Here is a 25,406-nt window from a genome sequence, read left to right on the forward strand (position 1 = left end):
ACGCTGCCGCACTGGATCACTCACTCTGGCAGACCGCCTCGATGTTATTACCGTCGGGATCAAGAACGAACGCGGCGTAATAGCGGGGGTGATAGCGTGTGCGAATACCTGGCGAACCATTGTCGCTGCCTCCATTGGCAAGGGCTACAGCGTGAAACGAATCGACCCGGTCATAGCTTATGGCGGTGAAGGATATGTGGATGGAGCGACCGGCACCTGTCTCGCCATGAATCCAGAAGCTAGGATAGCCGTCGCGACCAAAGCCATAACGCGCTGTGCCAAGAATGGTAAGCGCGGGATCGACACTGATGACCAACGATAGCCCCAGTGGTGCCAGAACCGCCTCATAAAAGCGCCGCGATGCATCGACGTCAGCGACGCCGATCTCGATGTGATTGATGACGTCCATTTCGTAATCCTTTTTAATGGGCCGCAAAGATGTTTACGCTGACGCGGAATGGTCATCGTTCTTTATACGCGAGTGGCAAGTCGATGATGTGCGTATCCGCGATCGTTTCGGCAAAGCCGCTGCCAAACAATCCTGCCGGCGTCTGGAATCCGGCGCGAACCTCGCCAGCCAACACGCGCTTTGCGGCCTCAGCCGCGGCCATGGACGTGAAGCTGTAGCCGTTGACCGTGTCGAGCACTGAGCGCGCGATGCGGCCACCTGCGGCAGTTACCGCGACTGCGGCCTGGTAGCGATTGGCCTCGCGCTCCGCCGCATCCGGGCCGTCCAGAAGTGCCGCCAAATCGCCTTCGGGGAAGGCGTTGCCGGACACATACACATAGGTCTCCACGTCGGGGATACCCGTCGACCGGCCAATCGTGATGATGTCGGGCAAGGTGACGGCGAAACAGGAGAGCTCACCCTGGCCGAAGTCAAACAATGCCGTTTCGCCAGCCGGCCGCGGCGTCAATCGCCCACCATGCAGTGTCAGGGTTTCGGTCACGAGGTTGCGGCTCGCGCTGATTGCCGAACCGCGCGACATCGACCCGGCGACACGCAACGCAACCGCCACTTTGCTCGGGTTCTCTACGCGTGCGGCAGCATGGCCGGCGAGGCAGCCCAACATCGCCACGCTGCCACCGCTTCCGGGCAGGAGCATCACGCCTGCTGCCTTCGCGTTCTCGTCCAGCTCTATCGCCAGACGGTAGCTATCCAGCTCGGCGGCGATATCGAGATAGTGCACGCCCGACCGGATCGCGGCGCGCATCAACGGTGAGGCCGTATCCATGTAGGGACCAGCGCAGTTCAGCACTGCCGATACACCCGCCAGGGCAGTGTCGATCGCGCTGGACTCTGATAGCGTGAATGTATTGCAGGCAATGCCTAGCTGCTCGCCAAGTTTGTTGAGGGAGGTAAGAGTGCGGCCACCAAGAACAAGGGACAACCCAGCGGCATGCGCACGCTCGGTGACCATGCGGCCGGTATAGCCGGTAGCACCGTAGATCATCAGTTTCTGCATGATCGTCTACTCCAGATTCGCCTCGATACGCGTGATGAGCCGATCGGTGTCGATAGTGAGGTCGAGCAGGCCGATCTCGTGACCGAAGTCGCCGGTAAAATCGACACGCACGCGAGCACGGCCCTCAGGCAAGCGATTGATCGAGAGAAACTGGGTGACGGTGAGATAGCCGACGAAGTATCGCTCGATATAGTTACGGATACCGGCGTGGCCTTCAAAGCGGTGACCGATGGACGGATCATCGATCACCGTGTCTGGCGTGAACAACGCGACAAAGGCATCGACATCGCCCGCATTGAGGGATGCAATCAGCGCGTCGGCGATGTTGCGCACGGAATCATGGATCATAGCTGCTGCCCTTCGTGCTGCCAGCTCTTGTAAACGAATTCGAGGGAATAACCGTCCGGGTCACGAACCTGCGCGGCGTAGTAGCGCGGGTCGTAATGAAGCTGCGGCCCAGGCGGGTGGATCTCGCTCGCGCCAGCCGCCATTGCGGCGGCGTGCGCCGCCTCCACCATCGTCGGCGAGGTTGCGATTAAACCCACATGGACTGCACCGGGCGCGGCATCTCCCTGTCGCAGCCAGAAGAACATGCGTCCGTTCGCGCCGAAGCCCTTGAGGTCAGGATGCCCCGGCGGCCCATTCTTGCCGTCGTAATCGAGCCGTGAGGTGATGCCGAGAACGGGCAGTACCCGTTCGTAGAAGACAATCGAGCGATCAGTGTCACTTACTGTCAGGAAAATATGATCGAGCATCTTGCATTCCTCAAATCATGTCGCCGCCACCAACCTCGATATTCCGGGCGATCAGGCAATCGATAGTCGCCGCATTTTCATGGAAACAGGTAGCTGCATGTTCGTCTGGGCGCTCATCTGATCCTGCCCACTTCTTGCCTATTCCTACTTATCGATTGTCCGGGAAGAGAATTCGTGGGAGCGAGCGGAGATGGAGACACAACTCGTCGAACTGCGTGCGCTGGCGGCACGCGCCGAGAACCGCCGTACCGAAAGCGGTATCCCCCGCGTCGCGATGGTGCAGGGGATGGTTCCCGAGCATCAACTCGCAGCCGTCTATGAGCCGATGGTCAATCTGATCCTGACGGGGTCGAAGACGATGACGGTGGGTGACCGCATGCTCCGTTACGATGCGGCGACCTACTTCGTCATGTCGGTCGACCTGCCCGCAGTTGGCGCCATCCATCCGTCGGATGGCGGCGCACCGTATCTTGCGGTCAGCCTCACGATTCAGCCCTCCGTGGTCGCCACATTGCTGACAGATATGCCCAAAATTGGCGGCGGTGAGCTTTACCGTTCCGGCTTTTCGGTTGCTCCAGTAACGGCGGACCTGCTCGACGCCTGGGTCCGGATGCTTCGTCTCATAGACCACCCGAACGAGATTGCCGCGCTAGCGCCCGCTTACGAACGCGAGATTCTGTTCCGCGTCCTGCAGGGACCAATGGGCTGGATGTTACGAGACATCGCCATGCCTGACACCGCGTTGTCGAGGATCGCGGTGGTGATTCAATGGATACGCGTGAATTTCGCGCGCCCGGTGCGCGTCGAGATGTTGGCCGAAATGGCGGCGCTCAGTGTCACCGCCTTTCATCGCCACTTCAAGGCGGTAACGGCGCTCAGCCCCCTGCAGTACCAGAAGCACGTCCGCCTTCTACACGCCCGATCCATGCTAATCGCAGGCGATGGAAACGTTACGGCCATAGCGTTCCGCGTCGGCTATGAAAGCCCAACGCAATTCAGCCGGGAGTATACCCGTCAGTTCGGCTTAGCGCCGTCACGGGACGCCGTGCGACTAAGGCAACCATGATCCCTTGGCAGAGGAGAGATCGTCAATGACACACGAGGTGCAGAAATCATTCAGAGACCCTTTACCCGTTGCCTCGCGGAAAAACCTCGAATTAAAGCCGCCGCCACGTGGCCACTCGTAGATCAGTCGACTCAATGAGTAGGCGCCAGCTTCCGGCGGTGCCGCATGCTCAGCTAGGAAATGAGAGCGACTTGGTATTATCGGAAGCCGTCATCAACTTGAAGGCTGCGAATGGCAGCTTCCGGTCAGGCCTCCCCGATAACCGACATTCCGTTCTCCCCCCCATTGCAGTCACATAGAGCTATTTTTGCAGCATCATTTCCGCCATCCCGTCCAGCCTTGCCTTATGCTGTTCCCAGTCCGGCATCACGCGTTCTAGAAGTGACCAGAAGGCTGGGCCATGATTGTGCTCCTTCAGGTGGCACAGCTCATGCAGGATGACGTAGTCAATGCAGTCACGCGGCGCTTTGGCTAGATGTGGGTTCAGTGTGATGGTGCCCCCCGGTGAGCAGTTGCCCCACTGCGTCTGCATGACCTGAAGCTTCAGAGCGGGAGATGTTTTGACCCACAATGTTGTGGGGAGAAGGGCTGACAGGCGGTGACGGAACACCTCTTGCGCCCGCGTAAAATACCAGAGTTCCAGCAGCTTCTGAATCCGCAAGACGTTGCGGTCCTGCACGGACACCTCCAGTCGTCCGCGCAACATGCGCACGGTTTCCGGCGCATCGGGCTGATGATGCACTTTCAGCAGATGCCGCCGTCCCAGATAGAAATGGCTTTCCCCGCTGACATAGGCGCGCGGCGTGGCATGTTCCTGCACCGCCCGAAAGTCCCGCAGTTTCTGCCAGATCCAGCGGGTTTTCTGGTGCAGCGCCTTGTCCAGATCAGCCTCTGTTGTGCCTTCGGGAACAATCACCTGCACAGTCAGGTCAGGATGCACCTTGATGCGCAGCGTCGTGCCGGGGCGCGCACGGGGGATCAGGGTCACGCGGATCTGCTCACCCCCATAGGTCAGGATGCGAGTGGGAGTTTCTTCCATGCTCAGCCGCGTAGGGTATCAGCAGGCCCGGCCCGCATGATCTGGATAACCTGCTCGATGATCTCCTGCGCCTTGTCGACACCAAAGCCTGCTTTCTGGCCCGTGCTGAACAGCAGCGGCAGCAGTTCTTTCCTGACTGCTTTTTCCATATCCGGTCGGCTGAGTGAGTTCTCCCGCACTGCCTTGTCCACGATGGTGTCGATCTCAAACGCCAGATCAATCCAGCGCTGGTTCTCCTCATCCGTCTGCTTATGGTTGAAGATGGCCGCCAGTGTTTTCAGGAACACGCCATAATAGGCCTGCGCGTGGCGGTGCCCGTCAAATACGGACGGAATGTTTTCCAGCTTTCGGTTGGCCACCTGTTCCTCGAACTCCTGAAACAGCATGAACTGCTTGAGCGGATGATCGAACAGGCTTTCCGCTTCCTCAATCACCTTGCGCAGCAGGGCCGAGAAGGCCTCCTTCGCATACGGATCATCCTGCATCTCGTGGTCGATCATTTTCGTCACACGGGTGCGGATCAGATCCGTCTCGTTGCGGGTTTTCTCCTCGCTCCAGGTCTCTGGCTGGTTGTCTTTCGACTTCTGCCCCATCTTGCCGACCGCATAGAGCCCTTCGGACTCATGAACCTTCACCCCGGCGACGTGTCGGTCCAGCAGCTTCTTCACCTGTTCGGCATACTGATCGAAGTCCACAGTTTCGCCTGTATCCTGCATGACTATTTGGCGGAGGCTGGTCATCTGCTTCAGCGTCTCCTTGTAGGTGGCGCGGTCTTTTTCCGTGAAGCTGGTGTCTTCAAAGAACGCCACGGATTGCAGCGCCACCTTCAGACAGGCCGCAAACTTTGTCAGCGCCTCATAGAAGTCATCCCGGCGCTTGAGGTTCACGTCCACCATCTGGCCGTGTTCCTCCACCATGCGGGGCATAAGCACGGCACGTAGCTGCTGGAGGTCACTCCTGTTCTTCACACCGTCAAAAATAGCCCAGAGTGCTTTATGCAGGGCCGGGAGCTCGCGGTATTCCGTGCTCATCTGGCTATACAGCCCGGCAATATCCTTCGGGTCATACCCGCCGACATTTTCGGCAGCCAGTTCGTCATACCGGGCCAGCGTGGTGTCCAGTTCCGCCAGAATGCCGCGATAATCAATCAGCAACCCGTGCTTTTTCTGGTCATGCAGCCGGTTCACGCGGGCAATGGCCTGAAGCAGATTGTGTTGCTTCAGCGGCTTGTCGATATAGAGCACAGCATTTTTCGGTTCATCAAAGCCGGTCAGTAGCTTGTCGACCACGATGATCAGCTTGAGGTCCGGGTCTTTCTCAAAGCGTTCAATGACGCCGCGTGTGTAGTCATCCTCGCTCTGGCTGCCGACATTATCCTTCCACCAGTCCTGAATCTCGGGCTGTTTGCGCTCATCGACTTCCGTATGGCCTTCGCGCGTATCGGGCGGGCTCATGACGATGGCGCTTTCAAACCGCCCGACCTCATCCAGATACTGCTTGTAGCGGATGGCGGAGAGCTTGCTGTCACAGGCCAGCATGCCCTTGAGGTCGCTGTCGATATTGTTGTCAAAATGCGTGGCCAGATCCATGGCAATCAGCCGGATGCGGTCATCCGCCTTGTAAACCTGATTGGCGCGGGCAAAACGCTTCTTGAGGTCCGTAACCTGCTCCTCGGTCAGTCCCTGCGTGATGCGCTCGAACCAGGCATCAATGGCGCGGTCGTTCACATCCAGATCAGGCTTGCGTTCTTCATAGAGCAGGGGTGTGACCGTTCCATCCGCCACGGCCTGCTGCATGGTGTAGGAATGGATGATCTTGCCGAACCGACTGGTGGTTTCACTGCCTTTGAGCAGCGGTGTGCCGGTAAAGGCGATAAAGGCGGCATTGGGCAAAGCGTGCTTCATGCGGGCATGGTTCTCGCCGCCCTGACTGCGATGGCCTTCATCCACCAGCACGATGATGTCCGCGCTGTCGTTATGACACTCGGGCAGCGTGGTCGCTGTGTGAAACTTGTTGATGAGCGAGAAGATGATGCGCTCCTGCCCACGCCCGATCTGCTGCGCCAGACGGCGGCCAGAGGTGGCGAGAGCTTCGTCCTTGTCCTTCTTGTCCGCCAGTTCGCCGCCGGTGGAGAAGGTGGTGCTCAACTGGCGTTCCAGATCCTTGCGGTCTGTCACCACCAGAATACGGCACTGCTTGAGATCGTCATCCAGAATGAGGGCGCGGCTGAGGAACACCATGGTGAAGGACTTTCCCGACCCTGTGGTGTGCCAGACCACGCCGCCTTCACGCCCGCCATCGCTGCGGCGGGACTTGATGCGTTCCAGCAGGCGTTTGATGCCAAAGACCTGCTGATAGCGGGCCACGATCTTGCCGGCCTTGCGGTCGACCAGCGTGAAGAACCGCGCCATCTCCAGCAGACGCTCAGGGGAGAGCAGGCCGATCAGAAGCCGGTCCTGATCCGTGATGGCAAGCGGGCGGGAGGCCCAGTCATCGAACCACGTCCGGTCAGACGGTTCGCGTATGGCAAATAGCGCGTCTTTCTGGGCCCCAGAAAGCGGCGTGTTCTTGAGCGCCTCCATCCGGCTTTCGGGAATGTCCTCTTCCTTCCAGCTTGCCCAGAATTTCTTGGGCGTGCCGCAGGTGCCATAGCGCCCGTCATGCCCGGTGATGGAGAGCAGAAGTTGGCTGTAGGCGAAAAGCTGGGGGATTTCATCCTTGTTCTGATTGCGAATACTCTGGGAAATCCCGACCTCCACGGTCGGGCCTTTGCCCGGCTGACCATCGGGGCGCTTGGCCTCGATCACCGCCAGCGGAATGCCGTTGACGAAGCAGACAATGTCCGGCCTGCGGGTCTGTGTCAGATCCGTGCGCAGGACGCTGAATTCTTCCGTGAAGGTAAAGCTGTTGTTCTGTGGGTTCTGCCAGTCGATCAGCGCGATGGTCGGGTTGGCCTTGCGCCCACCGATGAACTCGTGTGCAACAATTCCGAACAGCAGATGCGTCGTCATCTTGTCATTGGCATCGCGGAGGCCGGAGACAAAGTCCGGATGCGTGACGTGCGACACCAGCGCATCAATAGCCTGATCGGACAGGCTGTGTTCCTGGCCTTCAAACGTAAAGCGCCGCTTTTTCAGCTCCGCTCGCAGGAGAGGAACCAGCACCACGGTGCTCTGTTTGCCTCCCCGCAACGCCAGCGCCTCGGATGGCGACAGAAACCGCCAGCCAAGGGTGCTGAGGAGGGCCAGCGCCGGAAGCTTGGCGCTGTATTCTTCCTGAAATTTTGGGGCGGGAGCCATAATGTTCAAATGTCCTGTAAGCTGAAATACCTTAATCGACCTTCACGCGGCGCTTGCCCGTGAGAAGCTGCTGCATCAGGGCTTTCTTTTGCTGACGCAGGCGCGCAAGGTCGGATTCAAGGGCCGTGATTTCTTCGTCCGCTGTGGTCAGGACGGCGGCGATGGCTTTCTGTTCAGAAAATTCGGACGGGATCTTTATTTTTTGTCTAAGGACATCCTTTTTTCCCAAGCCCAACTGAGCCGTGCCGTTAGCCCTGCGACGTAAATTCTTATTTATTGGGTGTGAATTTATTAGAAAGTGAAGAAATTTACTGTCACAATCGCCAATATGGAGGGCATAAACATGGTCTCCCAGCACATACAGATCGTCTCGATCAATATAAGAAGTTCTACCTATAATATTTCCGCCTCCGATATCATCTTTTGGCATGACCAACGTACCTTTTGGCAAAAGGTCGGCATTATGCTGAGTGGATTTCGTGCAAACGAGATTTCCTAACCGGTTTACAGAACCCATATCGACAATAAATCGTTCTCCATTTTCACAGATATATTGAGTTTTAGATGTTGCTGTTTGTACCGTGGCAACATCTGAAAGAGAGCAAATTTTCCACTCCCCCGTGAACCCCGGCAGGCGTTTTTTGCCTGTGAGGAGTTGCTGCATGAGGGCTTTTTTCTGCTGCTGACTGTTGGCCAGAAGCTTCTCAGTCCCTTCAATCGCACGATCCCACGTCGAGAGGATCGCTGCGATCTTCTTCTGTTCGGGGAGTGGGGGGAGGATTACGGGAAACTGTTTTAATTGTGTGGAATTGATGCTTGCCAAATTTGTGCTGCGTTTCGCACAGGACAAAAAATATCCTTTGCCGTAGGGGCTGGCCGAGAGATTGGCTAGAAAGTAAGAATCAAGTTTATTCTGGTCTGGCCTTACGGCAAAGACGTGATTTTGATGTAGGCAAGGCATTATTTGGCCTCGCCATACATCTCCACGGCCCAATTTATCGAAATCACCGCCTTCGTTCATCAGAACGTCGCCGGAGTGAAGGGAAAAACGATTTATTTTCTCTTTATCTATTTCGATAGTTTTGACGTCTCTAAGATCAAGATAACCATCTTGCACGTTTGCAACGCGTAAATACGGAAGACTGATCGGATTTACGATGGTCTTCTGACTTTTGGCAATGCCGCTACGGATATCGGCAACATCTTCTAGTGACGCTTTTCTCCACCCCTCAGGAAGCATAACCCAGCTCCTTCAGATAAACGTCCATCTGTGTTTCTAGCGTTGCCAGTTCCACCTTAATCTCCGCCCGTTCGGCCCGAACGGCGTTCAGGTCGATTTCCTCTTCTTCCTCAAATGTATCGACATAACGCGGAATGTTCAGGTTGTAGTCGTTCTCCCTGATCTCGTCCGGCGTGGCGAGGTGGGCGTATTTGTCCACGTCCTTGCGGGCGCGGTAGGTGTCTACAATCTTGGTGATGTTCTCTTCGGTCAGCACATTCTGGTTCTTGCCCGCCCTGAACTCGCGGCTCGCATCAATGAACAGCACGTCCTTCGTCTTGCGGTCCTTGCGGAAGATCAGGATGGCGGCTGGAATCCCCGTGCCGAAGAACAGCTTTTCCGGCAGGCCGATCACGGCATCCAGCAGGTTTTCCTCAATCAGTTTCTGGCGGATCTTGCCTTCCGAACTGCCACGGAACAGCACCCCATGCGGCACGACCACGCCCATGCGGCCCGTGCGGTCTTTCAGGGTGCTGATCATGTGCAGAATAAAGGCGTAATCGCCCTTGGTTTTCGGCGGCACGCCACGGGCAAAGCGGTGATGCACGTCGCCTTCCGCCTCGTCATGTCCCCATTTATCGAGACTGAAAGGCGGGTTGGCCGTCACCACGTCAAAGCGCATCAGGTGGTTTCTGTCATCCAGCAGCTTGGGGTTGCGGATCGTGTCGCCCCATTCAATGCGGTGATTGTCCTCGCCGTGCAGGAACATGTTCATCTTGGCAAAGGACCATGTGGAGCCAATGGCTTCCTGCCCATACAGGGCGTAGTCCCGGCTGCCCTTGTGGTTCTGCGTCACCTGCCGTCCGCATTTCATCAGCAGGGACGCCGAGCCGCAGGCCGGATCACAGATCGTCTCGCCCGGCTTCGGGCTCAGAATACGGGCCAGCAGTTCACTGACTTCCGGCGGGGTGTAGAACTCCCCGGCCTTCTGCCCGCCACTGGCAGCGAAGTTCTTGATCAGGAACTCATAGCCGTTGCCAATCACGTCCAGATTGCCGACGCGGGAAGGGCGCAGGTTCAGGTCCGGCTTGTGGAAATCTTCCAACAGATGGCGCAAAATGGTGTTCTTCTGCTTCTCGTCGCCCAGCTTGTCGGAGTTGAAGCTGATGTCCTGGAAGACGCTCTTGCCTGCGTCCTTCAGCTTGGTGCCGTTGGCCTCTTCAATGGCGTGCAGGGCTTTATCAATTCGCTCACCATTGCCGGGGACATTGCGCTCTTTATAGAGGGTGTAGAAGTCCGCACCTTTGGGCAGAACAAAGCGTTCCTGCGCCATCATGGCTTCGATCAGGGCGGGGTTGTCGCCATAGTCTTTCTTATAGCCGTCATAATGGTCCTGCCACACATCGGAGATGTATTTCAGGAACAGCATGGTCAGCAGGTAATCGCGGTAGGTATCGGGGCTGACGGTGCCACGGAAGGTATCGCAGGCGCTCCATAGTGCCTTGTTAATCGTATCCTGTGAAATCTGCTCGGTCACGAGGTCAAATCCTGTTTCAAAACGTCAAGGGAGTGTCAGTCCGCCAGAAGGTCTCTGGCAAGCCCGGTCATGATCTGCTGGTTGGTCTGGCGCAGGCGGTGCAGAAGCTCTTCCTCGCGCTGCATGGCGTTGGCCAGACCCACAATCTGTTCCTGTCGGGGCAGGGGAGGCAGCATAACAGGCGTGGCCTCCAGCACCGGTCGGGCGATGTTGCGGACGAGGGTGGAACTCTGGCCGTTCTGCTCCAGATGCCGCTGCGCCGGTTCCTGATTGAGCCACCAGGCCAGCCAGGCGGGCAGCACGTCTGGACGCGACACGCGCAGCAGAAAGAAGTGTGGAGCGGCGACGGCCTGAAGGCTGCCAATGCGCTCATCGATCAGAACCGCCAGTGACACATTGCCCCGCGCGGGGAAGAGAATATCCCCCGGACGCAGCCAGTCCGGCTCACGACGTCCGGCCACTTCGGTGCGCACGCAGGACGTCCAGTCCACGCCCGACGTGGACGTGTTCCGCATCTGCACGACAGCCGTTTCCGCCCCATCGGTCGGGTCGATTTTCCCTCGGAACGGGTGTCCCGCTACGACTGCCGCGATGTCTGAAAGGACCGCTTTATATGCGTGAAGGTGTTTCATGCGATTATATAAGGAGCATGAACGTAGATCTGTCAATGATAAATATGCGCGAAAGACATTCACGCATAAAGGGGCATGTGGGACGAACTCGGGATCGCTGGCCTGAGGGAATAGCCGCATCTGTTGCGGTGATTGACGTTGCACCCTGCGGCGATTAGATGGCATATTCTCCGCAAAGGATGCAGGGAAAATGGTGCGATATATCTATCAGCGCGCGGAATGGCCGAATTTTCAATGGGACAAAGAGATCATTTCCCATGAACTGGCCGCCGTGCGTCACCGACAGGGTCGGCTTCTGGGACGCATGGAAAGTCTGGGGTTCGATTTCAGATCGGAAGCCCTGCTCCAGACCCTGACGGAAGATGTCCTCAAATCGAGCGAGATCGAGGGCGAAAATCTCGATCGTGAGCAGGTGCGCTCGTCCATCGCGCGACGGCTGGGCATGGATATTGGCGCGCTGGCACCAGTGGATCGGGACGTTGAAGGTGTCGTGGAGATGATGCTGGACGCGACCCGGCATTATGCCGATCCATTGACCGCAGAGAGGTTGTTCGCATGGCATGCGGCCTTGTTCCCGACTGGCCGAAACGGCATGTCGCGCATTCTGGTCGGAGAATGGCGTGATGACAGAACCGGTCCGATGCAGGTCGTATCAGGGCCTGTCGGACGCGAGAAAGTCCACTATGAAGCCCCGTCCGCCAGCAGCGTGCCCGCGGAGATGCAGGTTTTTCTCGACTGGTGCAATGCTGGGCAGGCGTTGGACCCTGTGCTCAAGGCGGCCATTGCACATCTGTGGTTTGTTACCCTTCATCCATTCGAGGACGGGAACGGGCGCATGGCGCGGGCCATTGGCGACCTCATATTGGCGCGTTCGGAGCAGACAGACCAGCGTTTCTACAGCCTGTCAGCCCAGATCCGTCAGGAGCGGAAAGAGTATTACGCCATTCTTGAGGCCACCCAGAAAGGAGACATGGACATCACGCCCTGGCTGCGCTGGTTTCTGGGGGCTCTGGATCGTGCTTTTGACCGTGCTGAACTGGTCCTGGGAAAGGTCATTCAGAAGGCCCGCTTCTGGGACACTCTGGTAGGTCAATCAATCAATGACCGGCAATGTCTCATGCTGAACCGTCTGCTGGACGGGTTCGAGGGTAAGCTGACGTCATCCAAATGGGCAAAGCTCGCAAAGACGTCACCAGATACAGCCCTGCGGGATATCAATGATCTCGTAGAGCGCGGTGTCTTGGATAAGGAGGCGGCGGGTGGCAGAAGCACGAGTTATGTTCTGGTTCTTCCCTGAGGCGTGAGCCGTGGATTGCATTTAATGCTCTGGTTTTCTCCAGATCGCGGGAAAGGCAATTCATCGTCTCTGTAGCGGCAATAGAGAATTTCCGAAGAATTATCCAAAGTAAGGTTAGTGGAAACAAAAAAGGAATATTTTAACATTCACTTATTTTTCAAAAAAACAAGAATATTAACAAATATGCAGCCAAATTTCTCCGTGTATAAGGACAAATGGGATATCTATCGACTGTAAAATATATCGATTTTGGTCCGTCATTCACAAAATTTTTTTTGAATATATACTATTCGCGGCCCTGAAAAATAAATTCTTTCAAAGCGACAGGAAGATTATGATTTTCGTGGCCAGATCGGCAAAGCTTTACAAGCGAAAAGCGTTGCAAGGGCGTTAAGGTTGCCCATTTTTGCAGTGGTATAGAGGAAAGTTCTTTCTCCATAATCTGCTTTTGGAGGCACAGGGGCACCGACTGGCTATCCTGCCATTCAGTAGACTGTGGCTGATCAAGAAAAACAGGTTCTTCATTGGTGCGTGTGCGAATCAAGTCTTTCAGGAAACGACGATAGGTCAGCCTATCAGGATCTGATTCTGTCGGACGGTAGCAGAGTTCGTAACGATCGTTGTAACTGAAATGGCTCCATTGGCGGAGACTGAGTTTTATTCCACATTCATCGAGTTTCATGCGCACGCTCATTGGAATGCAGCGAAGCGTATCGGCGAAATCACGTTCGAATTCAAATATCTGTAAATCTGTGCTCATGGTTCTGTCTCCGGAAGATCTGTGTAGCTTAGGAAATAGGGGCCGGTGTGAGCCAGCCAAGTTCGTAAAGCCGCTTCATATTCGCAGGGGTTAACCAACCCTGTGCCTGCATGGCCCGGATCATCCAACTGATTGAAAGATCGACGTCTGAAGCCGAAAAATCGAATTGCATGGCGTTGAGGTTGTGCTGATCAGGCATGATCTTTTCTGTCGCTTCGCGTGGAAGGGCCAGGCCGCCGTTCGCCAGGGGGCTGGAAAGTTGACGAACGATCTCCGCAGAATTGCTGGGGTTCATACAGAAGCGTGTTGCTTCGCCAATGGCGGCCTGCAAAGCTTGCGTCAGCGCCGGCGCACTCTGACCCCAGCGTTGTGTCGTCACGAGAGTTTTCTCCAGATGACCGGTATGGATATTGGCGGATCCAGCTACGATGGATCCGAGACCATGCAGATCGGCTTCCGTTCCCCAAGGTGGGCCCGCACAAAAGCCGTCAATTTCCGCAGCGGCCAGAGCATCTATCATGCGGTCGGGGGGCATGATGACGATTTCCACATCCTGTTCTGGATGGGCATGCAAACTTTTGAGGAAGTCCATCAGAATGAGGAAATGGGTCGAATACAGATGTACTACTGCCAGCTTGGGGCGCCGGCTTAAACCCGTACGCCAGCTTTCAAAATTTCGGTGCTTTGTCACGTCATCCGTTCCCAGGAACGGTGGGAGGTGCTGTCCACGAAGAACAACCGTGTTGCCGCCACGGCTGATAGGGATACCCCGGTGCAGGCCGATTTCCCGACCGCGATGACCCAGCGCCGTCATGATCGCCAAAGGAGGGAAAACCAGCGCAGCGTCCAGTCCATTCCAGACAAGACCATCTGCGATATTGGCCCACGATGGCGAGACTATCAGTTCCGCATCCAGACCATGTTTTTCAAATATTCCGAGATTGCGGGCGATAATCAGAGGGGCGCTATCTGCCAGCCTCAGCAGGCCTATTCTGATGGCAGAACTCATGATGCATTATCCTTGGTGTGAACCCGGAGGTAGTCAGTGGCAACATCCACCAGCTTACGGGCCTGCTGCATGGCTCGGCGTCTGAACCAGCGATAGGCTTCTGCCTCGCTGCAGCGTTCGTTACGCATGAAGATTTTCTTTGCTGTATCGACAGTTTCCCGATCCGAAAGGACCTGTCGGGCCGCTTTCAGCTCGGCTGCTGTTTCCTGAAAGCGACGGTATAGTGCAATCGCCGACCGAAGCAGGGGTTTGACGTCCCGAGGCGGCGTATCCATCACGTTGTAGGAACAGACGCCAGCCGCAAAAGCATCTTCCATGAGCGCTTCGTCATCTTCGTCGACAAACAGGGCGACGGGGCGCTCCAACCCGGAGGAGGATAGCGCCCGCACACTGTCCAGTCCGTCGCGGTCGGCGCGGCAGATGTCCACGAGCACAATGTCAGGAACGTGAGCTTTGACCGCTGAAATCAGACTTTCGTACCCTTCAAGTCGAATGACCTCCAATGAAGAATCAGCTTTCAAAATCTCTGACAGGGCGCCAGCCCGCTGGGAGTTCTCGTCTGCGAGAAGAATTTTCATTGTCATGGAGCTATATCAGTACACATCACGGACGTATCGCCCATTTCTTACAAGGTTACTGACATACTCATCGGCCTGTTCCGTGGACATACCGCCATAGCGGGCTACGATACGGCGCAGGGCGCTATCGACGTCCCTGGCCATTCGCGCAGCATCTCCGCACACGTAGAAATATGCGCCTCCATGCAGCCATCTCCAGAGTTCTTCGCCGTTTTCTTCCATGCGGTCCTGGACATAGATCCGCTGGTCCTGATCACGGGAAAATGCCGTATGCAGATGTGTCAGGCATCCCTGTTCCATGAAGCCTTCCAGCTCCTCGCGATAGTAAAACCCGTTTTCTGCATGACGCTCTCCGAAGAAAAGCCAGTTTCGGCCCGGGCTGTTACAGGCCGCCCGCTCCTGGAGGAAAGCACGGAAGGGGGCAATTCCTGTGCCTGGCCCCACCATGATGACAGATTTGGTATGATCGTCAGGTAAACGGAACTGGGATGTGGTCTGTAGGAAAACCGGGACCTCGGAATCTTCGTGTAAACTTCCCAGCCAGTTTGAGCACAGACCAGGGTAGGGCTCATTATTGACACCCACCGTGATGTGTACGCTGTCAGGGTATGCTTTCAGCGATGATGCGATTGAATAGAGGCGAGGCTGCATCCGGCGGAAAAGGTTCGGGATATCCTGAGCCTGCACGCCGATTTTGGCTGTTGCCAGCAGCTCCGGCAGGTAGCTGGAAGACGGCGCCCCCAATTTTTCCAGCAACGCCGGAGACGGTCGGGACAGATCGAAATGTCTGGTCAGGGCGTCTGCGAGCGACACAGTTCCATGACCTCGCACTGAGACTGTTGTGCCGGAAGGTAGTCCCAGAGAGCTTAGAACGCTCTCAACAGTTGAGTCAGCATTGCAGGGCCAGACCCCCAGAGCATCCCCAGGTTCATAGTGCAATCCTGTCCCGGAGAGATCCAGAACGATCTGTCGTGTTTCCTTGTCGCTGTTCCTTCCCGTCAGGCAGTGATTAAGGCTGATGCGTGCAATCGCAGGGTTGGCTCGGGTGATGGCTGGTGCGTCCGGTAACGGAACGGCTGGGACTGGGACCGTTTTGGCACCCAGGGCAGCCAGAAATCTGTGCTGCCAAGCCTCAACGGTTTCTTCGTAATCGGGCTCACAATCCTGTCGTGGCATAAGCGGGGTTGCGCCGAGCGCGATCAGGCGGTCATCAAGAGCCCGACCAAACCCGCAGAAACTGGCGTATGAAGAATCCCCAAGCGCTATCATGGCGTAACGGATATCTTCGCGCAGTTCCTGGGTATTGCGAAGCTCATCCCAGAAAGCACTGGCGCTATCAGGGGCATCTCCGTCGCCGAAGGTGGAAACGACGAAGAGGACCGTTCCGCAAAGATCGGCGGGTTTGCTGGTATCCAGACTCATGGCATCGACACCGTAGCCGCTTTCTTTCAGCCAGACAGCGAGTTCTTCAGCCAGACCTTCTGCCCGACCTGTCTGGGACGCCCACCGAAGAAGAAGCCTTGGTTGGGTACCGGTCGGACTTTCCGAAACAGCAGGATCCTTCGACACAGGGCTGCGGGCATACAGACCAGCCAGAAGGCCATTAATTCTGGCTTTCTGCTCTGTCGGCAAAGGAGCACTCGGGGGAACAAAGGGAAGCTCGTTTGCCGGTGGGGCAAGTTTCAGGCCGCCCATGAATCCCGTCAACCACTGGCGACTTTCAACGGACAGGACCAGGGGTTCCGCTCGAGCGAGGCCAAGATGCTGTGTCAGATAATCAAGCGGCATGGCAGGAGCGTTCTCCTCTGCGGGAACAGAAACAGTTTCGATGCGCGAGAGGGACACTGCGCAGTGTTTGATCCCGGGCTGAAGGGAGACGGGGTCCGTGAAATCGGCCGTGACAGCATTGATTGTCAGATTTTCGCCGAAGCGGTCGTTCCAGTGAAAGGGTGCAAAGCATGTTCCCGGCGCAACGCGGTCAGTTGGACGGGCGGGAAGGATTGCGGTGCCCCGGCGGGAACGGAGTTCGACGGGATCGTCCTTGCACAGGCCCAGCCGTTCGGCATCAGCAAGAGCGATTTCCACGAAAGGGCCGGAATTGAGCTTGTTAAGTCCATCGACCCGACCAGTTTTGGTGAGCGTGTGCCATTGATGCTGGAGGCGCCCGGTGTTGAGCAGGAAAGGGAATTCGTCGTCCGGCTGTTCTTCCAAGGGGAGATAAGGTCGGGCATGAAAAGCCGCTTTTCCGTCGTCAGTGGCGAAAACAGGCGGTTTATTCGGGTCAGGCCGGTAGCGGATCGGATGGCGGGGCAGGGCGTCTCCCGTCTGGCTAGGCCACTGGACGGGACCGGATTTCAGACGGTCGTGGCTGACTCCGGAAATATCGTAGCCTGTCCTGGGATTGGCGAAACGGCTGGCTTCGTCAAAGACTTCAGTAGAAGATGAGAAAGTGAAAGCCTCCTCAAAGCCCATCTCACAGGCGACACGTGCAATGATGTCCCAGTCTGCCATGGCTTCACCGGGCGGAGAGACAGCCTGCCGGGCCAGCGTCATGGTGCGGTCAGAGTTGACCAGCACGCCATCTCCTTCGGCCCATAACGCACCCGGCAGAAGAATATCCGCATAAGCCGCCGTTTCCGTGTCGGCGTAGGCATCCTGAACAATGACCAGATCAGCGGCTTCAAGAGCCGCGGTAACGTTGGCACGGCGTGGCACAGTCGCGACAGGGTTTGTGCAGATGATCCAGCAGGCACGGATTTCACCGCGGGTCATGGCTTCGAACATGGCTATCGCGCCATGGCCACCTGCTTTGCGAATGGTTCCTGCGGGCAGCTTCCATTGTTGCTCGACAAAGGCCCGGTCATCATCGACCAATGCCGAGCGCTGGCCGGGGAGGCCGGGGCCCATATAGCCCATTTCTCGACCACCCATGGCATTGGGCTGTCCTGTGAGGGAAAACGGTCCGGCGCCCGGGCGGCAAATGGCGCCAGTGGCAAGATGAAGATTGCAGATCGCGTTGGTATTCCAGGCTCCTGAAGTGCTCTGGTTCAGTCCCATGGTCCACAGCGTCAGCCACGCATCGGCTTCCGCAATCCATCTGGCGGCTGTTTCGATATCATCTTGTGGAAGGCCGGTAATCCCGGCAACGCGTTCGGGAGAATAATCTGCCAGAAAAGCTGGCATATCGCTCCAGTCCTTCGTTGCACTGGCGATAAAGTCCGGATCTATCGCGTCATCACGAACCAGAATGTGAAGAATGCCGTTCAGCAGGGCGAGATCGGTGCCTGGGCGGATCTGAAGGAACAGGTCCGCCTTGTCTGCCGTAGCGGTCCGTCGTGGATCAACGACGATGAGTTTAGCTCCCTGACGTTTGCGGTCCATCAGGCGCAGGAACAGGATCGGATGGCAGTCGGCCATATTGGCGCCGATCACGAAGAACAGGTCCGTGCAGTCGAAATCCTCGTAGCTTCCCGGAGGGGCATCTGCGCCCAGGGAGAGTTTGTAGCCAGCTCCCGCCGCCGCCATGCACAGACGGGAGTTGGACTCGATATGCTGGGTTCTCAGGTATCCTTTGACGAGTTTGTTCGCCAGATACTGCGCTTCCAGAGACATCTGGCCGGAGACGTAAAGGGAGATCGCATCCGGGCCGTATTCTTCCAGAATCTGCTTCAGGCGACGGGCTGTTTCTCTGATGGCTGCGTCCATTCGGGTGGGAACGGGCAGAGACGTCCTGTGCGGCCGGATCTGCGGCATATCCAGCCGTGTAGACGATGACACCGGTTTGTCGCAGGAACTTCCTTTGGTGCATAGGCGACCACCATTCGTCGGGTGCTCGGTATCTCCGCGCACCTTGACGATCTGATGGTTCTCAACCTCCAGCACGATGCCGCAGCCGACACCGCAATAGGGGCAGACAGAACGGATGTCTTCCCGTGTCATGAACAGTTAAGCAGACAGGCGTTCTGCGATGGTCTCCATAACCCTGGCGCGGATTTCAACCTTGCCTTCGGGGGTCAGACGCGTGTCCCACGTTCGCAGGGATTTGCTGGAATCTTCAAGACAGATCCCGTTTTCCAGATTGAAATGCTGTTTGTAAAGCGGGGAGGCGACAACGAGCTGCCCCCGCAGATCCCCTATGATGCCGCGTCCGATGATATTGGCCTTCGAGAATGGGTCATGGTTGTCCACGGCAAAAACGCGGGCGGATGTGTTTTCCGTTTCCGGCAGATAAAACAGGGCGATCTGCGCACCTTCATACCAGGCAACCACGCCTGATCGTGGGACCAGATCGTTCTTGTCGCACAGGGCCGTCCATTCCACCGGACCCGCGCCTTCCAAAAGGGTAGCCTGATTGGGGGCTGGTTTGACCTGATCGCGCTCGGGAACAAGCTGAACGTTTGGATCGGGGCGGCTGTCATTGACAAAAGTGCGGAAGCGCTTGAGCTTCTCGCCGTCCGTCAGGGCATCCTTCCATTCACAGTGGTATGTTTCGACCACATGCTGCATCTGCTGTTCCAGCTCTTCGGCAATGCCAAGGCTGTCCTTGATGATGACGTCTTTGAGATAATCGAGACCGCCCTCCAGACCTTCCCGCCAGACAGACGTGCGCTGGAGCTTGTCTGCGGTACGGATGTAGAACATCAGGAAGCGGTCGATGTATTTCACGAGCGTTTCTGAATCGAGATCGGTCGCGAAAAGCTCTGCATGGCGCGGACGCATCCCGCCATTGCCACAGACATACAGGTTCCAGCCGTTTTCCGTAGCGATAATGCCCACATCCTTGCTCTGGGCCTCGGCGCATTCCCGCGTACAGCCGGATACGGCGAATTTGAGCTTGTGCGGAGAGCGCAGCCCCTTATAGCGGTTCTCAAGATCCAGCGCCTTACCGACGCTATCCTGCACGCCATAACGGCACCATGTGCTGCCAACACAGGATTTTACCGTCCGTGTGGACTTTCCATAAGCATGGCCCGTCTCAAATCCTGCCTCCAGAAGCTCTCCCCAGATTTCGGGAAGCTGGTGGAGTTGAGCGCCAAACAGATCGACACGCTGGCCACCGGTGATCTTGGTGTAGAGGCCATATTTCTTTGCAACCTGCCCCAGGACAATCAGCTTGTCCGGGGTAATTTCGCCACCTGCAATGCGGGGAACAACGGAATAGGTCCCGTTCTTCTGCATATTGGCCATGAACGTGTCGTTCGTGTCCTGCAAAGGAATATAGAGCGGATCGGTGATCGGCTTGTTCCATGCCGAGGCAAGGATCGAGCCAATGGTTGGTTTGCAGATATCGCAGCCTAAACCGCCATTACCATGGCGTGTCATCAGCTCTTCAAAGCTGCGGATGCCATGGACACGAACGAGGGAGTACAACTCCTGACGTGTATGGGAAAAATGCTCGCAAAGGCTGTGATCGACCTCGATGCCCCGGGCGGAAAGTTCCGTTTCGAACACGCTCTTGAGCAGAGCCGCGCAGCCGCCGCAGCCTGTACTGGCCTTTGTGCTCTGCTTGAGCGTGGCCAGATCGGCGCAACCCGCATCAATGGCGCTACAGATCGAGCCTTTCGTAACGTTGTGGCAGGAGCAGATCATGGCCGTATCAGGCAGGGCGTCCGCGCCCAGAAGCTCTGCCCCTTCACCACGCGGCAGGATCAGTGCGGCGGGGTCAGCCGGCGGTTTGATGCCGTTCTGAACATACTGGAAGATCGTGTCGTAATAGGAATTGTCCCCAACAAGGATCGCCCCTGTCACACGCTGGCCGTCCGCGGACAGAACGAGACGCCGATAGGAGCCATCGGCCTCGCCGATGAAGCGATAGCTCGTGGCGCCGGGCTCCCGTCCGTGCGCATCGCCGATCGAACCTACATCCACACCCTGAAGCTTGAGCTTGGTGGACATGTCCGCGCCCGTAAAGGCGGCGTCTTCTCCGGCCAAAAGGGAAGCAACGGTCCGCGCCATGGTGTATCCCGGTCCGACCAGACCAAAGACCTGATCCTGCCAGAGCGCACATTCACCGATGGCGAAAATGTCCGGATCGGACGTCCGGCACTGATTGTCGATCACGAGGCCGCCCCGTGCGCCCACAGCCAGCCCGCAAGCCCTGCCAAGCTGATCGGTCGGGCGGATACCGGCAGAGAAAACAACCATATCGGTTTCAAAAGAAGGACTGTTCGCAAACACCAAGCGATGACGTTTTTGTTCGCCGGCGACAATCTCTTTGGTCGCGTGGGAGGTTCTCACATCAATCCCAAGCGTCTCAATGCGCCTGCGAAGCGCGCGACCGCCCTCTTCATCAAGCTGGGCCGACATCAGATGCGTTCCAAGCTGTACGACACTGACGTCCAGCCCCAGAAGTTTCAGGGCATGAGCGGCTTCCAGTCCCAGCAGGCCGCCACCAATGACGGTTCCATGGCTGGCTCCTTTAGCGGCAGCGCGGATGATGTCCAGGTCCTCAAGCGTGCGGTAGACAAGACCTGCACTTCCGGTATTGCCTGGTATTGACGGCACGAACGGGACGGAGCCTGTCGCTAAAATCAGTGTGCTGTAGGGAAGAATACCTTCTTCGCTTTCCACGGCCCTGGCGTCACGGTCGATCCGCATGACAGGAACACCCAGATGCATGATGATGCCGTGAGCCGAGTGAAAATCTTCCTCATGCAAACGCAGGGCCAGCGCATCCTGACTCGTCATGTATTCCGTAAGATGAACGCGGTCATAGGCATGGTGGCGCTCGGAGCCAAAGACATGGATCTGATGCGTTTCATGCAGACCGTGCATGACGAGCTGCTCGGCACAGTAATGTCCAACCATTCCGTTGCCGATGATGATGATGTTCTCTTTCATGGTCATCTGTCCGTTCTCTGAGGCAGTCATGGTCAAAACTTGAATTCGAGAGTCTGCATGTAGAACGCGTCGCTTTTTGCGCCTGCCGTGCGCATGCTGCGAGATGCGATGAAGCCTGCGATGTCGTGAGTCCAGGTCCAATGTGGAGCAAAGTTCCAGGCAAGTTGCGTCTGGGGAGTGGCCCCAATAAAGCCGCCAGATAACCCATTGCGCCAAGAATAGATCTTGCCTGTGCCATACACCGCATCCTGTGTGCTTTCCCGCCAGAAGAAAGGCACATGCAGCTTGATGTGAAGGTTTTTCCGCAGAGCAAATGTCGCCAGAGGCCCCACACCGATCAGGTTCTGGGACGTTACGGACAACGTCACATCGTTATAGTACGGCAAGGGAAAATAAGGGGATGCAAACGTCCCGACTGCGCCATCCTTGCTATGATAGGAGCCGCCGGAAAAAAGATCGGCCTGCAGACCAGCGCTCGGCTTGGTCGCAAGATCAGGACGGTTATACAGCAGGGATGCATTAACAGCATAAGCCCGTACAGCACGGGTGGGCTGCCTTTCCTGTGCTGGCCGAAACTGGCCTCCCTGAAACACACCGCTCAGGCTCGTCGAGAAAGGGCCGATATTTCCCCATAGTCGCATGCCGACATTGTCCCGACGGCTGGAACCTGCCTCTGTACCCGTTGTCGTCGGGATAGATGCTGTGGAGCCACTGTAGAGATAGCCGATGTAAAAGACGTCTGCGAAAAGCTGACTCTTCTTTCCCATGGCTCTGAATGCAGGAAGCGCCGTGGACGTCATGGCGCCATACATCCGGGCACTGTAGTTCGTGCCATCTCCAAAGACAGCATCAGGCAGTTTGTTGGTCTGCATGAAATCAAACAGATCCACCCGAAAACGTTTCCAGATGGCATAGCCACGGATACCATCCCAGGTCTGCTGTGCATTCGTCAGGTCCCGGGCGGACTGCATGAAGACAGGCGTATCAAGGAAGACCTGTCGACCACCAATAATGCCGGCTTTGGCTCCCAGAAGATTGCCCTTCACTTCCAGAATACCCTGCTGGAGATCCAGTCGTTCCCGCTGCACCCCTGTCTGGTATCCGTAGGTATTGGAGCCTCCTGCGACGCCGTACAGGAACTCGGCATAAGCGCGGACATGCGCTCCCAGATGAAGATCGGCGCCATAAAGATTGCGCAGAAGAACCCGGTTGGCGTTGGTCTTGCCTGCCGTTCCCATCATGGGCTGGTTTTCATAGACATAACGGAGGCGTTCTTCCGCGTTCAGAGAAAGCCAGATACTTCCGCTTTCATTCAGGCGAATATATTTCAGGCGGCTGAACCAGTCATTCCTGCGCTGTTCCGGCGGGGTATTAACGATATCGCTCCAGTCTTCCGCCCAACGAACCTGACCAAAGCCCGCCATTGACCCGAAACCGGATGCGGCTCCGTTCCCCGCATTGAAAACATCCCAGTCCGGGGAGTGCGCGGAGCGGTTTTGCTGGGTGTGAACCGGCTGAGTGACGGCTTTTGTTCTGGAGCGTTCGGACAGATGAACCCCGACATGGGGGTTGGGAGTATCGTCAGCTTTCACGGGGCTGGAGAATGCCAGCCCCCCCAAAGCAAGACCTGCCAGCATGGGCGCATAGGGAAGGGGAGAGAAGACGGAAAGACCAGTCATCAGCCGATCTCCCGCCAGCGATGGTGACACAGTACAACGGCGATGCAGGCAATCAGGCAGATCCCGGCGAAAGCGAGAAATCCCGGCCCGTAAGAATTGACGATCTGTCGGGCTTCCCCCAGTGAGAGCGCCAGGTAGAAGCCGCCGACCCCGCCGGCCATACCGACCAGCCCTGTCAGAATGCCGACCTGACGCGGGAAGCGGGCTGGAACAAGCTGAAAAACGGCGCCATTGCCCAGCCCGAGCGTTACCATCCCCAAGAGGAATACCGGGAATGCGAGATAGATCGTCGGAAGTCCAAGGGCAATGACGCAAAAGCAGCCTGCCGCGACCGCATACAGGATGGTCAGGGCTTTCGTGCCGCCCACACGGTCGGCGAAGGCTCCTCCAACTGGCCGCACAAAAGAGCCTATGAAAACGACAAATGCCGTACACGCACCAGCAACGGTGGGAGAGAGATTGTACTGGTCATTGAAATAAATGGTGAGGAACGACGCAAGACCCACAAACCCACCAAAGGTCACGCTATAGAAAAACATCAGCAGCCAGCTATCGCCGGATCCCAGAACTGGACCCCATGAGCGCAGGCCCGGAGATGCTGGCCGATTGACAGGCTCTCTGGCCAGAATAAGGAAAAGTAGCAGAACGCAGATGAGCGGAAGCGTCGCAAGGCCGATGACGTTGCGCCATCCCACCAGAACCGCCAGTCCGGGCGCAAAAAGTGAGGCCAGCGCGGTTCCTGAGTTGCCTGCGCCTGCAATGCCGAGCGCGGTTCCCTGATACTGCGGAGGATACCAGACGGAGGCAAGGGGAAGGGCAATGGCGAAAGATGCCCCAGCAACGCCAAGAATGCCCGCCAGTCCGAACATCTGACCGTAAGTATGAGGTGCAAGGTACCAGACCAGGGCAAGGCCGAAAATGACTGTAAGCTGTGCGGCAATCGCGACGCGGCGCGGGCCGAACATATCCACCAGGCCCCCAGCCAACACACGAAAGGCGGCCCCGGCCAGCACAGGCGTTGCGACTAGCAGTCCTTTCTGCCCAGCATTCAGGTGAAGGTCATGCGCAATCGCAATGCCGAGAGGACCTAACAAAACCCAGATCATGAATGAGACGTCGAAATATAGAAAAGCGGCCAGCAGGGTTGGTGCGTGCCCGGCTTTCAGGAAACCCCTGTCCACAATACATTTCCAGACGACACATCAAACAGGGATGCGTCATCGCCCATTTAGGGCCAGTGGACCGCCATTGATCCACCCTATGCGTCTCCGTCCTGACCGGACAAACCCGACTCTCCACCGGCACTGATAGAGTATCGTTACATTGTGTGTAGAGACTATATTGCAGAACGATCTGATGTCAAAATAATAAAGTATGGTTGGAACGATTCCTTCTGACGGTTAAATTTCGAGTGCTGAGAAATAAATATCGCATAATATCATGCGTAATTTTGGGTTTTTTAAGAGGAAAACAAGTTTTAATGAGCATACCTAAATTATTACATCTATATAAAATAATTATAGAAAATATATTTCTATGAAATCCTTTGAAACACTTAAAAATAATATAAATTATCAAAATTATTTTTGTAAGTATTTTGTAATAATTTAATTATTATTTATTTAAATATGTATGAGGCGCCCCCTGCTTGATGGGTTCGACGGAAGACGGATCATCGGAGGATATGTGTGATCAGAACCTGGGGTGGGGCCTCCAGATAGAGGAGTCGAATTTCCTGGATCACCAAGCGAGTGAGCTTTTGCGACATGGCGGCAGGCGCTTTCTGAACGTAAGCGTATTGGCGTGGGAGCGCATAATGGGACATTATGTAACCTCCGTATTCGGGTATTGCTGCGGAATAGGCTACAGAGGCCGCTGTCAAAACAAAATTTTGATAAAAACAACGGTTTGTCAATCGACAATGTCATGCAGTGAGCTTCTTCACGAAACCGCTCACAAGGTGCAGGCTACATTGGTTGTGTGCCCCCGCAACCATCTGAACTTGCAATGCCAACGCATCACGAACCCCAGCCCCGAAACGGGCTGGGGTTTTCGTTTGTCCACTGCCCGACGCCATCGTCAGAATGCCGGCGAGATCGCCACGAACGTCGATCTGGAGGCCCTTGTCGGATGGCGTGAGGATGATCGCCTCGATCAGCGAGCGGATCACCTCGGCTGCCTCCTGGCGTTTCTCGTCCAACTCGGAATGCAGCATGTCGTGCAGGTGCGC

General features: G+C 56.5%; 18 protein-coding genes and 1 pseudogene. 2 read left to right on the top strand and 17 right to left on the bottom strand.

The window, feature by feature from the left end; genetic code table 11:
• Positions 1 to 16: 16 nt before the first annotated feature.
• From KP701_RS12930 to KP701_RS12945, 4 genes are read right to left on the bottom strand one after another with little or no spacing between them, the layout of a single operon-like run.
• Positions 17 to 409 (bottom strand): VOC family protein, encoded by a 393-nt coding sequence (locus tag KP701_RS12930; protein WP_211501692.1) that lies wholly within the window; start codon positions 407 to 409, stop codon positions 17 to 19.
• Between the two features lie 52 nt (positions 410 to 461).
• Positions 462 to 1,466: a trans-acting enoyl reductase family protein gene (locus tag KP701_RS12935; protein ID WP_244974630.1), complete on the bottom strand. Its 1,005-nt coding sequence runs from the start codon at positions 1,464 to 1,466 to the stop codon at positions 462 to 464.
• 6 nt (positions 1,467 to 1,472) lie between these two features.
• Entirely contained in the window at positions 1,473 to 1,814 is a 342-nt protein-coding gene (locus tag KP701_RS12940; protein ID WP_211501676.1) for a nuclear transport factor 2 family protein, read from the bottom strand.
• Positions 1,811 to 2,221: a VOC family protein gene (locus KP701_RS12945; protein WP_211501675.1), complete on the bottom strand. Its 411-nt coding sequence runs from the start codon at positions 2,219 to 2,221 to the stop codon at positions 1,811 to 1,813. Before KP701_RS12945 ends, KP701_RS12940 begins: the two co-directional genes overlap by 4 nt.
• A 190-nt stretch (positions 2,222 to 2,411) precedes the next feature.
• Between KP701_RS12945 and KP701_RS12950 the strand changes: the two genes are divergently transcribed.
• Positions 2,412 to 3,287 carry an AraC family transcriptional regulator gene (locus KP701_RS12950; RefSeq protein ID WP_211501674.1) on the top strand — a complete coding sequence of 292 codons (876 nt, stop codon included), beginning with the start codon at positions 2,412 to 2,414 and terminating at the stop codon, positions 3,285 to 3,287.
• A 301-nt stretch (positions 3,288 to 3,588) separates the two neighbouring features.
• Here the strand turns inward: KP701_RS12950 and KP701_RS12955 are convergent, their stop codons facing one another.
• From KP701_RS12955 to KP701_RS12975, 5 genes are read right to left on the bottom strand one after another with little or no spacing between them, the layout of a single operon-like run.
• On the bottom strand, positions 3,589 to 4,326 hold the full coding sequence (locus KP701_RS12955; RefSeq protein ID WP_211557376.1) for a M48 family metallopeptidase: 738 nt from the start codon (positions 4,324 to 4,326) through the stop codon (positions 3,589 to 3,591).
• Between the two features lie 2 nt (positions 4,327 to 4,328).
• Positions 4,329 to 7,625 (bottom strand): type I restriction endonuclease subunit R, encoded by a 3,297-nt coding sequence (locus tag KP701_RS12960; protein ID WP_211557374.1) that lies wholly within the window; start codon positions 7,623 to 7,625, stop codon positions 4,329 to 4,331.
• Positions 7,626 to 7,656: 31 nt separating this feature from the next.
• Positions 7,657 to 8,865: a restriction endonuclease subunit S gene (locus KP701_RS12965; protein WP_153431057.1), complete on the bottom strand. Its 1,209-nt coding sequence runs from the start codon at positions 8,863 to 8,865 to the stop codon at positions 7,657 to 7,659.
• The gene (locus tag KP701_RS12970) at positions 8,855 to 10,381 is read right to left on the bottom strand and encodes a type I restriction-modification system subunit M (RefSeq protein WP_211556024.1); all 1,527 of its coding nucleotides are present in this window, start codon (positions 10,379 to 10,381) and stop codon (positions 8,855 to 8,857) included. Before KP701_RS12970 ends, KP701_RS12965 begins: the two co-directional genes overlap by 11 nt.
• 35 nt (positions 10,382 to 10,416) lie before the next feature.
• Positions 10,417 to 11,013 (bottom strand): restriction endonuclease subunit S, encoded by a 597-nt coding sequence (locus KP701_RS12975; RefSeq protein WP_211557372.1) that lies wholly within the window; start codon positions 11,011 to 11,013, stop codon positions 10,417 to 10,419.
• Positions 11,014 to 11,203: 190 nt separating this feature from the next.
• Here KP701_RS12975 and KP701_RS12980 point away from each other — a divergent pair, with 190 nt between their 5' ends.
• Positions 11,204 to 12,310 carry a Fic family protein gene (locus KP701_RS12980; RefSeq protein ID WP_153431055.1) on the top strand — a complete coding sequence of 369 codons (1,107 nt, stop codon included), beginning with the start codon at positions 11,204 to 11,206 and terminating at the stop codon, positions 12,308 to 12,310.
• A gap of 286 nt (positions 12,311 to 12,596) precedes the next feature.
• Here KP701_RS12980 and KP701_RS12985 read toward each other — a convergent pair whose 3' ends face one another.
• From KP701_RS12985 to KP701_RS13020, 8 genes and pseudogenes are all read right to left on the bottom strand, one after another.
• Positions 12,597 to 13,070: a nitrate reductase associated protein gene (locus KP701_RS12985; protein WP_153431054.1), complete on the bottom strand. Its 474-nt coding sequence runs from the start codon at positions 13,068 to 13,070 to the stop codon at positions 12,597 to 12,599.
• Positions 13,071 to 13,098: 28 nt separating this feature from the next.
• On the bottom strand, positions 13,099 to 14,079 hold the full coding sequence (locus tag KP701_RS12990) for a CmpA/NrtA family ABC transporter substrate-binding protein (RefSeq protein ID WP_153431053.1): 981 nt from the start codon (positions 14,077 to 14,079) through the stop codon (positions 13,099 to 13,101).
• The gene (locus KP701_RS12995) at positions 14,076 to 14,657 is read right to left on the bottom strand and encodes an ANTAR domain-containing response regulator (RefSeq protein ID WP_211557462.1); all 582 of its coding nucleotides are present in this window, start codon (positions 14,655 to 14,657) and stop codon (positions 14,076 to 14,078) included. The genes KP701_RS12990 and KP701_RS12995 overlap by 4 nt, the downstream gene beginning before the upstream one ends.
• Before the next feature lie 15 nt (positions 14,658 to 14,672).
• Positions 14,673 to 18,596 carry a bifunctional nitrate reductase/sulfite reductase flavoprotein subunit alpha gene (locus KP701_RS13000; protein ID WP_215747455.1) on the bottom strand — a complete coding sequence of 1,308 codons (3,924 nt, stop codon included), beginning with the start codon at positions 18,594 to 18,596 and terminating at the stop codon, positions 14,673 to 14,675.
• Between the two features lie 6 nt (positions 18,597 to 18,602).
• Complete coding sequence (gene nirB, locus KP701_RS13005; protein ID WP_153431051.1) at positions 18,603 to 21,503, bottom strand: nitrite reductase large subunit NirB; 2,901 nt, start codon at positions 21,501 to 21,503, stop codon at positions 18,603 to 18,605.
• Positions 21,504 to 21,529: 26 nt separating this feature from the next.
• Positions 21,530 to 23,176: an alginate export family protein gene (locus tag KP701_RS13010; RefSeq protein ID WP_211556020.1), complete on the bottom strand. Its 1,647-nt coding sequence runs from the start codon at positions 23,174 to 23,176 to the stop codon at positions 21,530 to 21,532.
• Positions 23,176 to 24,357 carry a NarK/NasA family nitrate transporter gene (locus KP701_RS13015; RefSeq protein ID WP_211556018.1) on the bottom strand — a complete coding sequence of 394 codons (1,182 nt, stop codon included), beginning with the start codon at positions 24,355 to 24,357 and terminating at the stop codon, positions 23,176 to 23,178. Before KP701_RS13015 ends, KP701_RS13010 begins: the two co-directional genes overlap by 1 nt.
• Positions 24,358 to 25,100: 743 nt before the next feature.
• Positions 25,101 to 25,406 (bottom strand): annotated as a pseudogene (locus KP701_RS13020) (recombinase family protein); the annotation flags it as partial.

The sequence above is a fragment of the Gluconobacter sp. P1C6_b genome (assembly GCF_018811945.1).
GTDB lineage: Bacteria > Pseudomonadota > Alphaproteobacteria > Acetobacterales > Acetobacteraceae > Gluconobacter.

What these genes read in the sequence shown, in the direction of transcription:
- KP701_RS12985 (WP_153431054.1), bottom strand. Translation starts at nt 13,070, where the DNA reads ATGAGCACAGATTTACAGATATTTGAATTCGAACGTGATTTCGCCGAT.
- KP701_RS13010 (WP_211556020.1), bottom strand. Translation starts at nt 23,176, where the DNA reads ATGACTGGTCTTTCCGTCTTCTCTCCCCTTCCCTATGCGCCCATGCTG.
- KP701_RS12945 (WP_211501675.1), bottom strand. Translation starts at nt 2,221, where the DNA reads ATGCTCGATCATATTTTCCTGACAGTAAGTGACACTGATCGCTCGATT.
- KP701_RS12980 (WP_153431055.1), top strand. Translation starts at nt 11,204, where the DNA reads ATGGTGCGATATATCTATCAGCGCGCGGAATGGCCGAATTTTCAATGG.
- KP701_RS12990 (WP_153431053.1), bottom strand. Translation starts at nt 14,079, where the DNA reads ATGAGTTCTGCCATCAGAATAGGCCTGCTGAGGCTGGCAGATAGCGCC.
- KP701_RS12940 (WP_211501676.1), bottom strand. Translation starts at nt 1,814, where the DNA reads ATGATCCATGATTCCGTGCGCAACATCGCCGACGCGCTGATTGCATCC.
- KP701_RS12975 (WP_211557372.1), bottom strand. Translation starts at nt 11,013, where the DNA reads ATGAAACACCTTCACGCATATAAAGCGGTCCTTTCAGACATCGCGGCA.
- KP701_RS12965 (WP_153431057.1), bottom strand. Translation starts at nt 8,865, where the DNA reads ATGCTTCCTGAGGGGTGGAGAAAAGCGTCACTAGAAGATGTTGCCGAT.
- KP701_RS12950 (WP_211501674.1), top strand. Translation starts at nt 2,412, where the DNA reads ATGGAGACACAACTCGTCGAACTGCGTGCGCTGGCGGCACGCGCCGAG.
- KP701_RS13000 (WP_215747455.1), bottom strand. Translation starts at nt 18,596, where the DNA reads ATGACACGGGAAGACATCCGTTCTGTCTGCCCCTATTGCGGTGTCGGC.
- KP701_RS12955 (WP_211557376.1), bottom strand. Translation starts at nt 4,326, where the DNA reads ATGGAAGAAACTCCCACTCGCATCCTGACCTATGGGGGTGAGCAGATC.
- nirB (WP_153431051.1), bottom strand. Translation starts at nt 21,503, where the DNA reads ATGACCATGAAAGAGAACATCATCATCATCGGCAACGGAATGGTTGGA.
- KP701_RS12930 (WP_211501692.1), bottom strand. Translation starts at nt 409, where the DNA reads ATGGACGTCATCAATCACATCGAGATCGGCGTCGCTGACGTCGATGCA.
- KP701_RS12935 (WP_244974630.1), bottom strand. Translation starts at nt 1,466, where the DNA reads ATGCAGAAACTGATGATCTACGGTGCTACCGGCTATACCGGCCGCATG.
- KP701_RS12960 (WP_211557374.1), bottom strand. Translation starts at nt 7,625, where the DNA reads ATGGCTCCCGCCCCAAAATTTCAGGAAGAATACAGCGCCAAGCTTCCG.
- KP701_RS12995 (WP_211557462.1), bottom strand. Translation starts at nt 14,657, where the DNA reads ATGAAAATTCTTCTCGCAGACGAGAACTCCCAGCGGGCTGGCGCCCTG.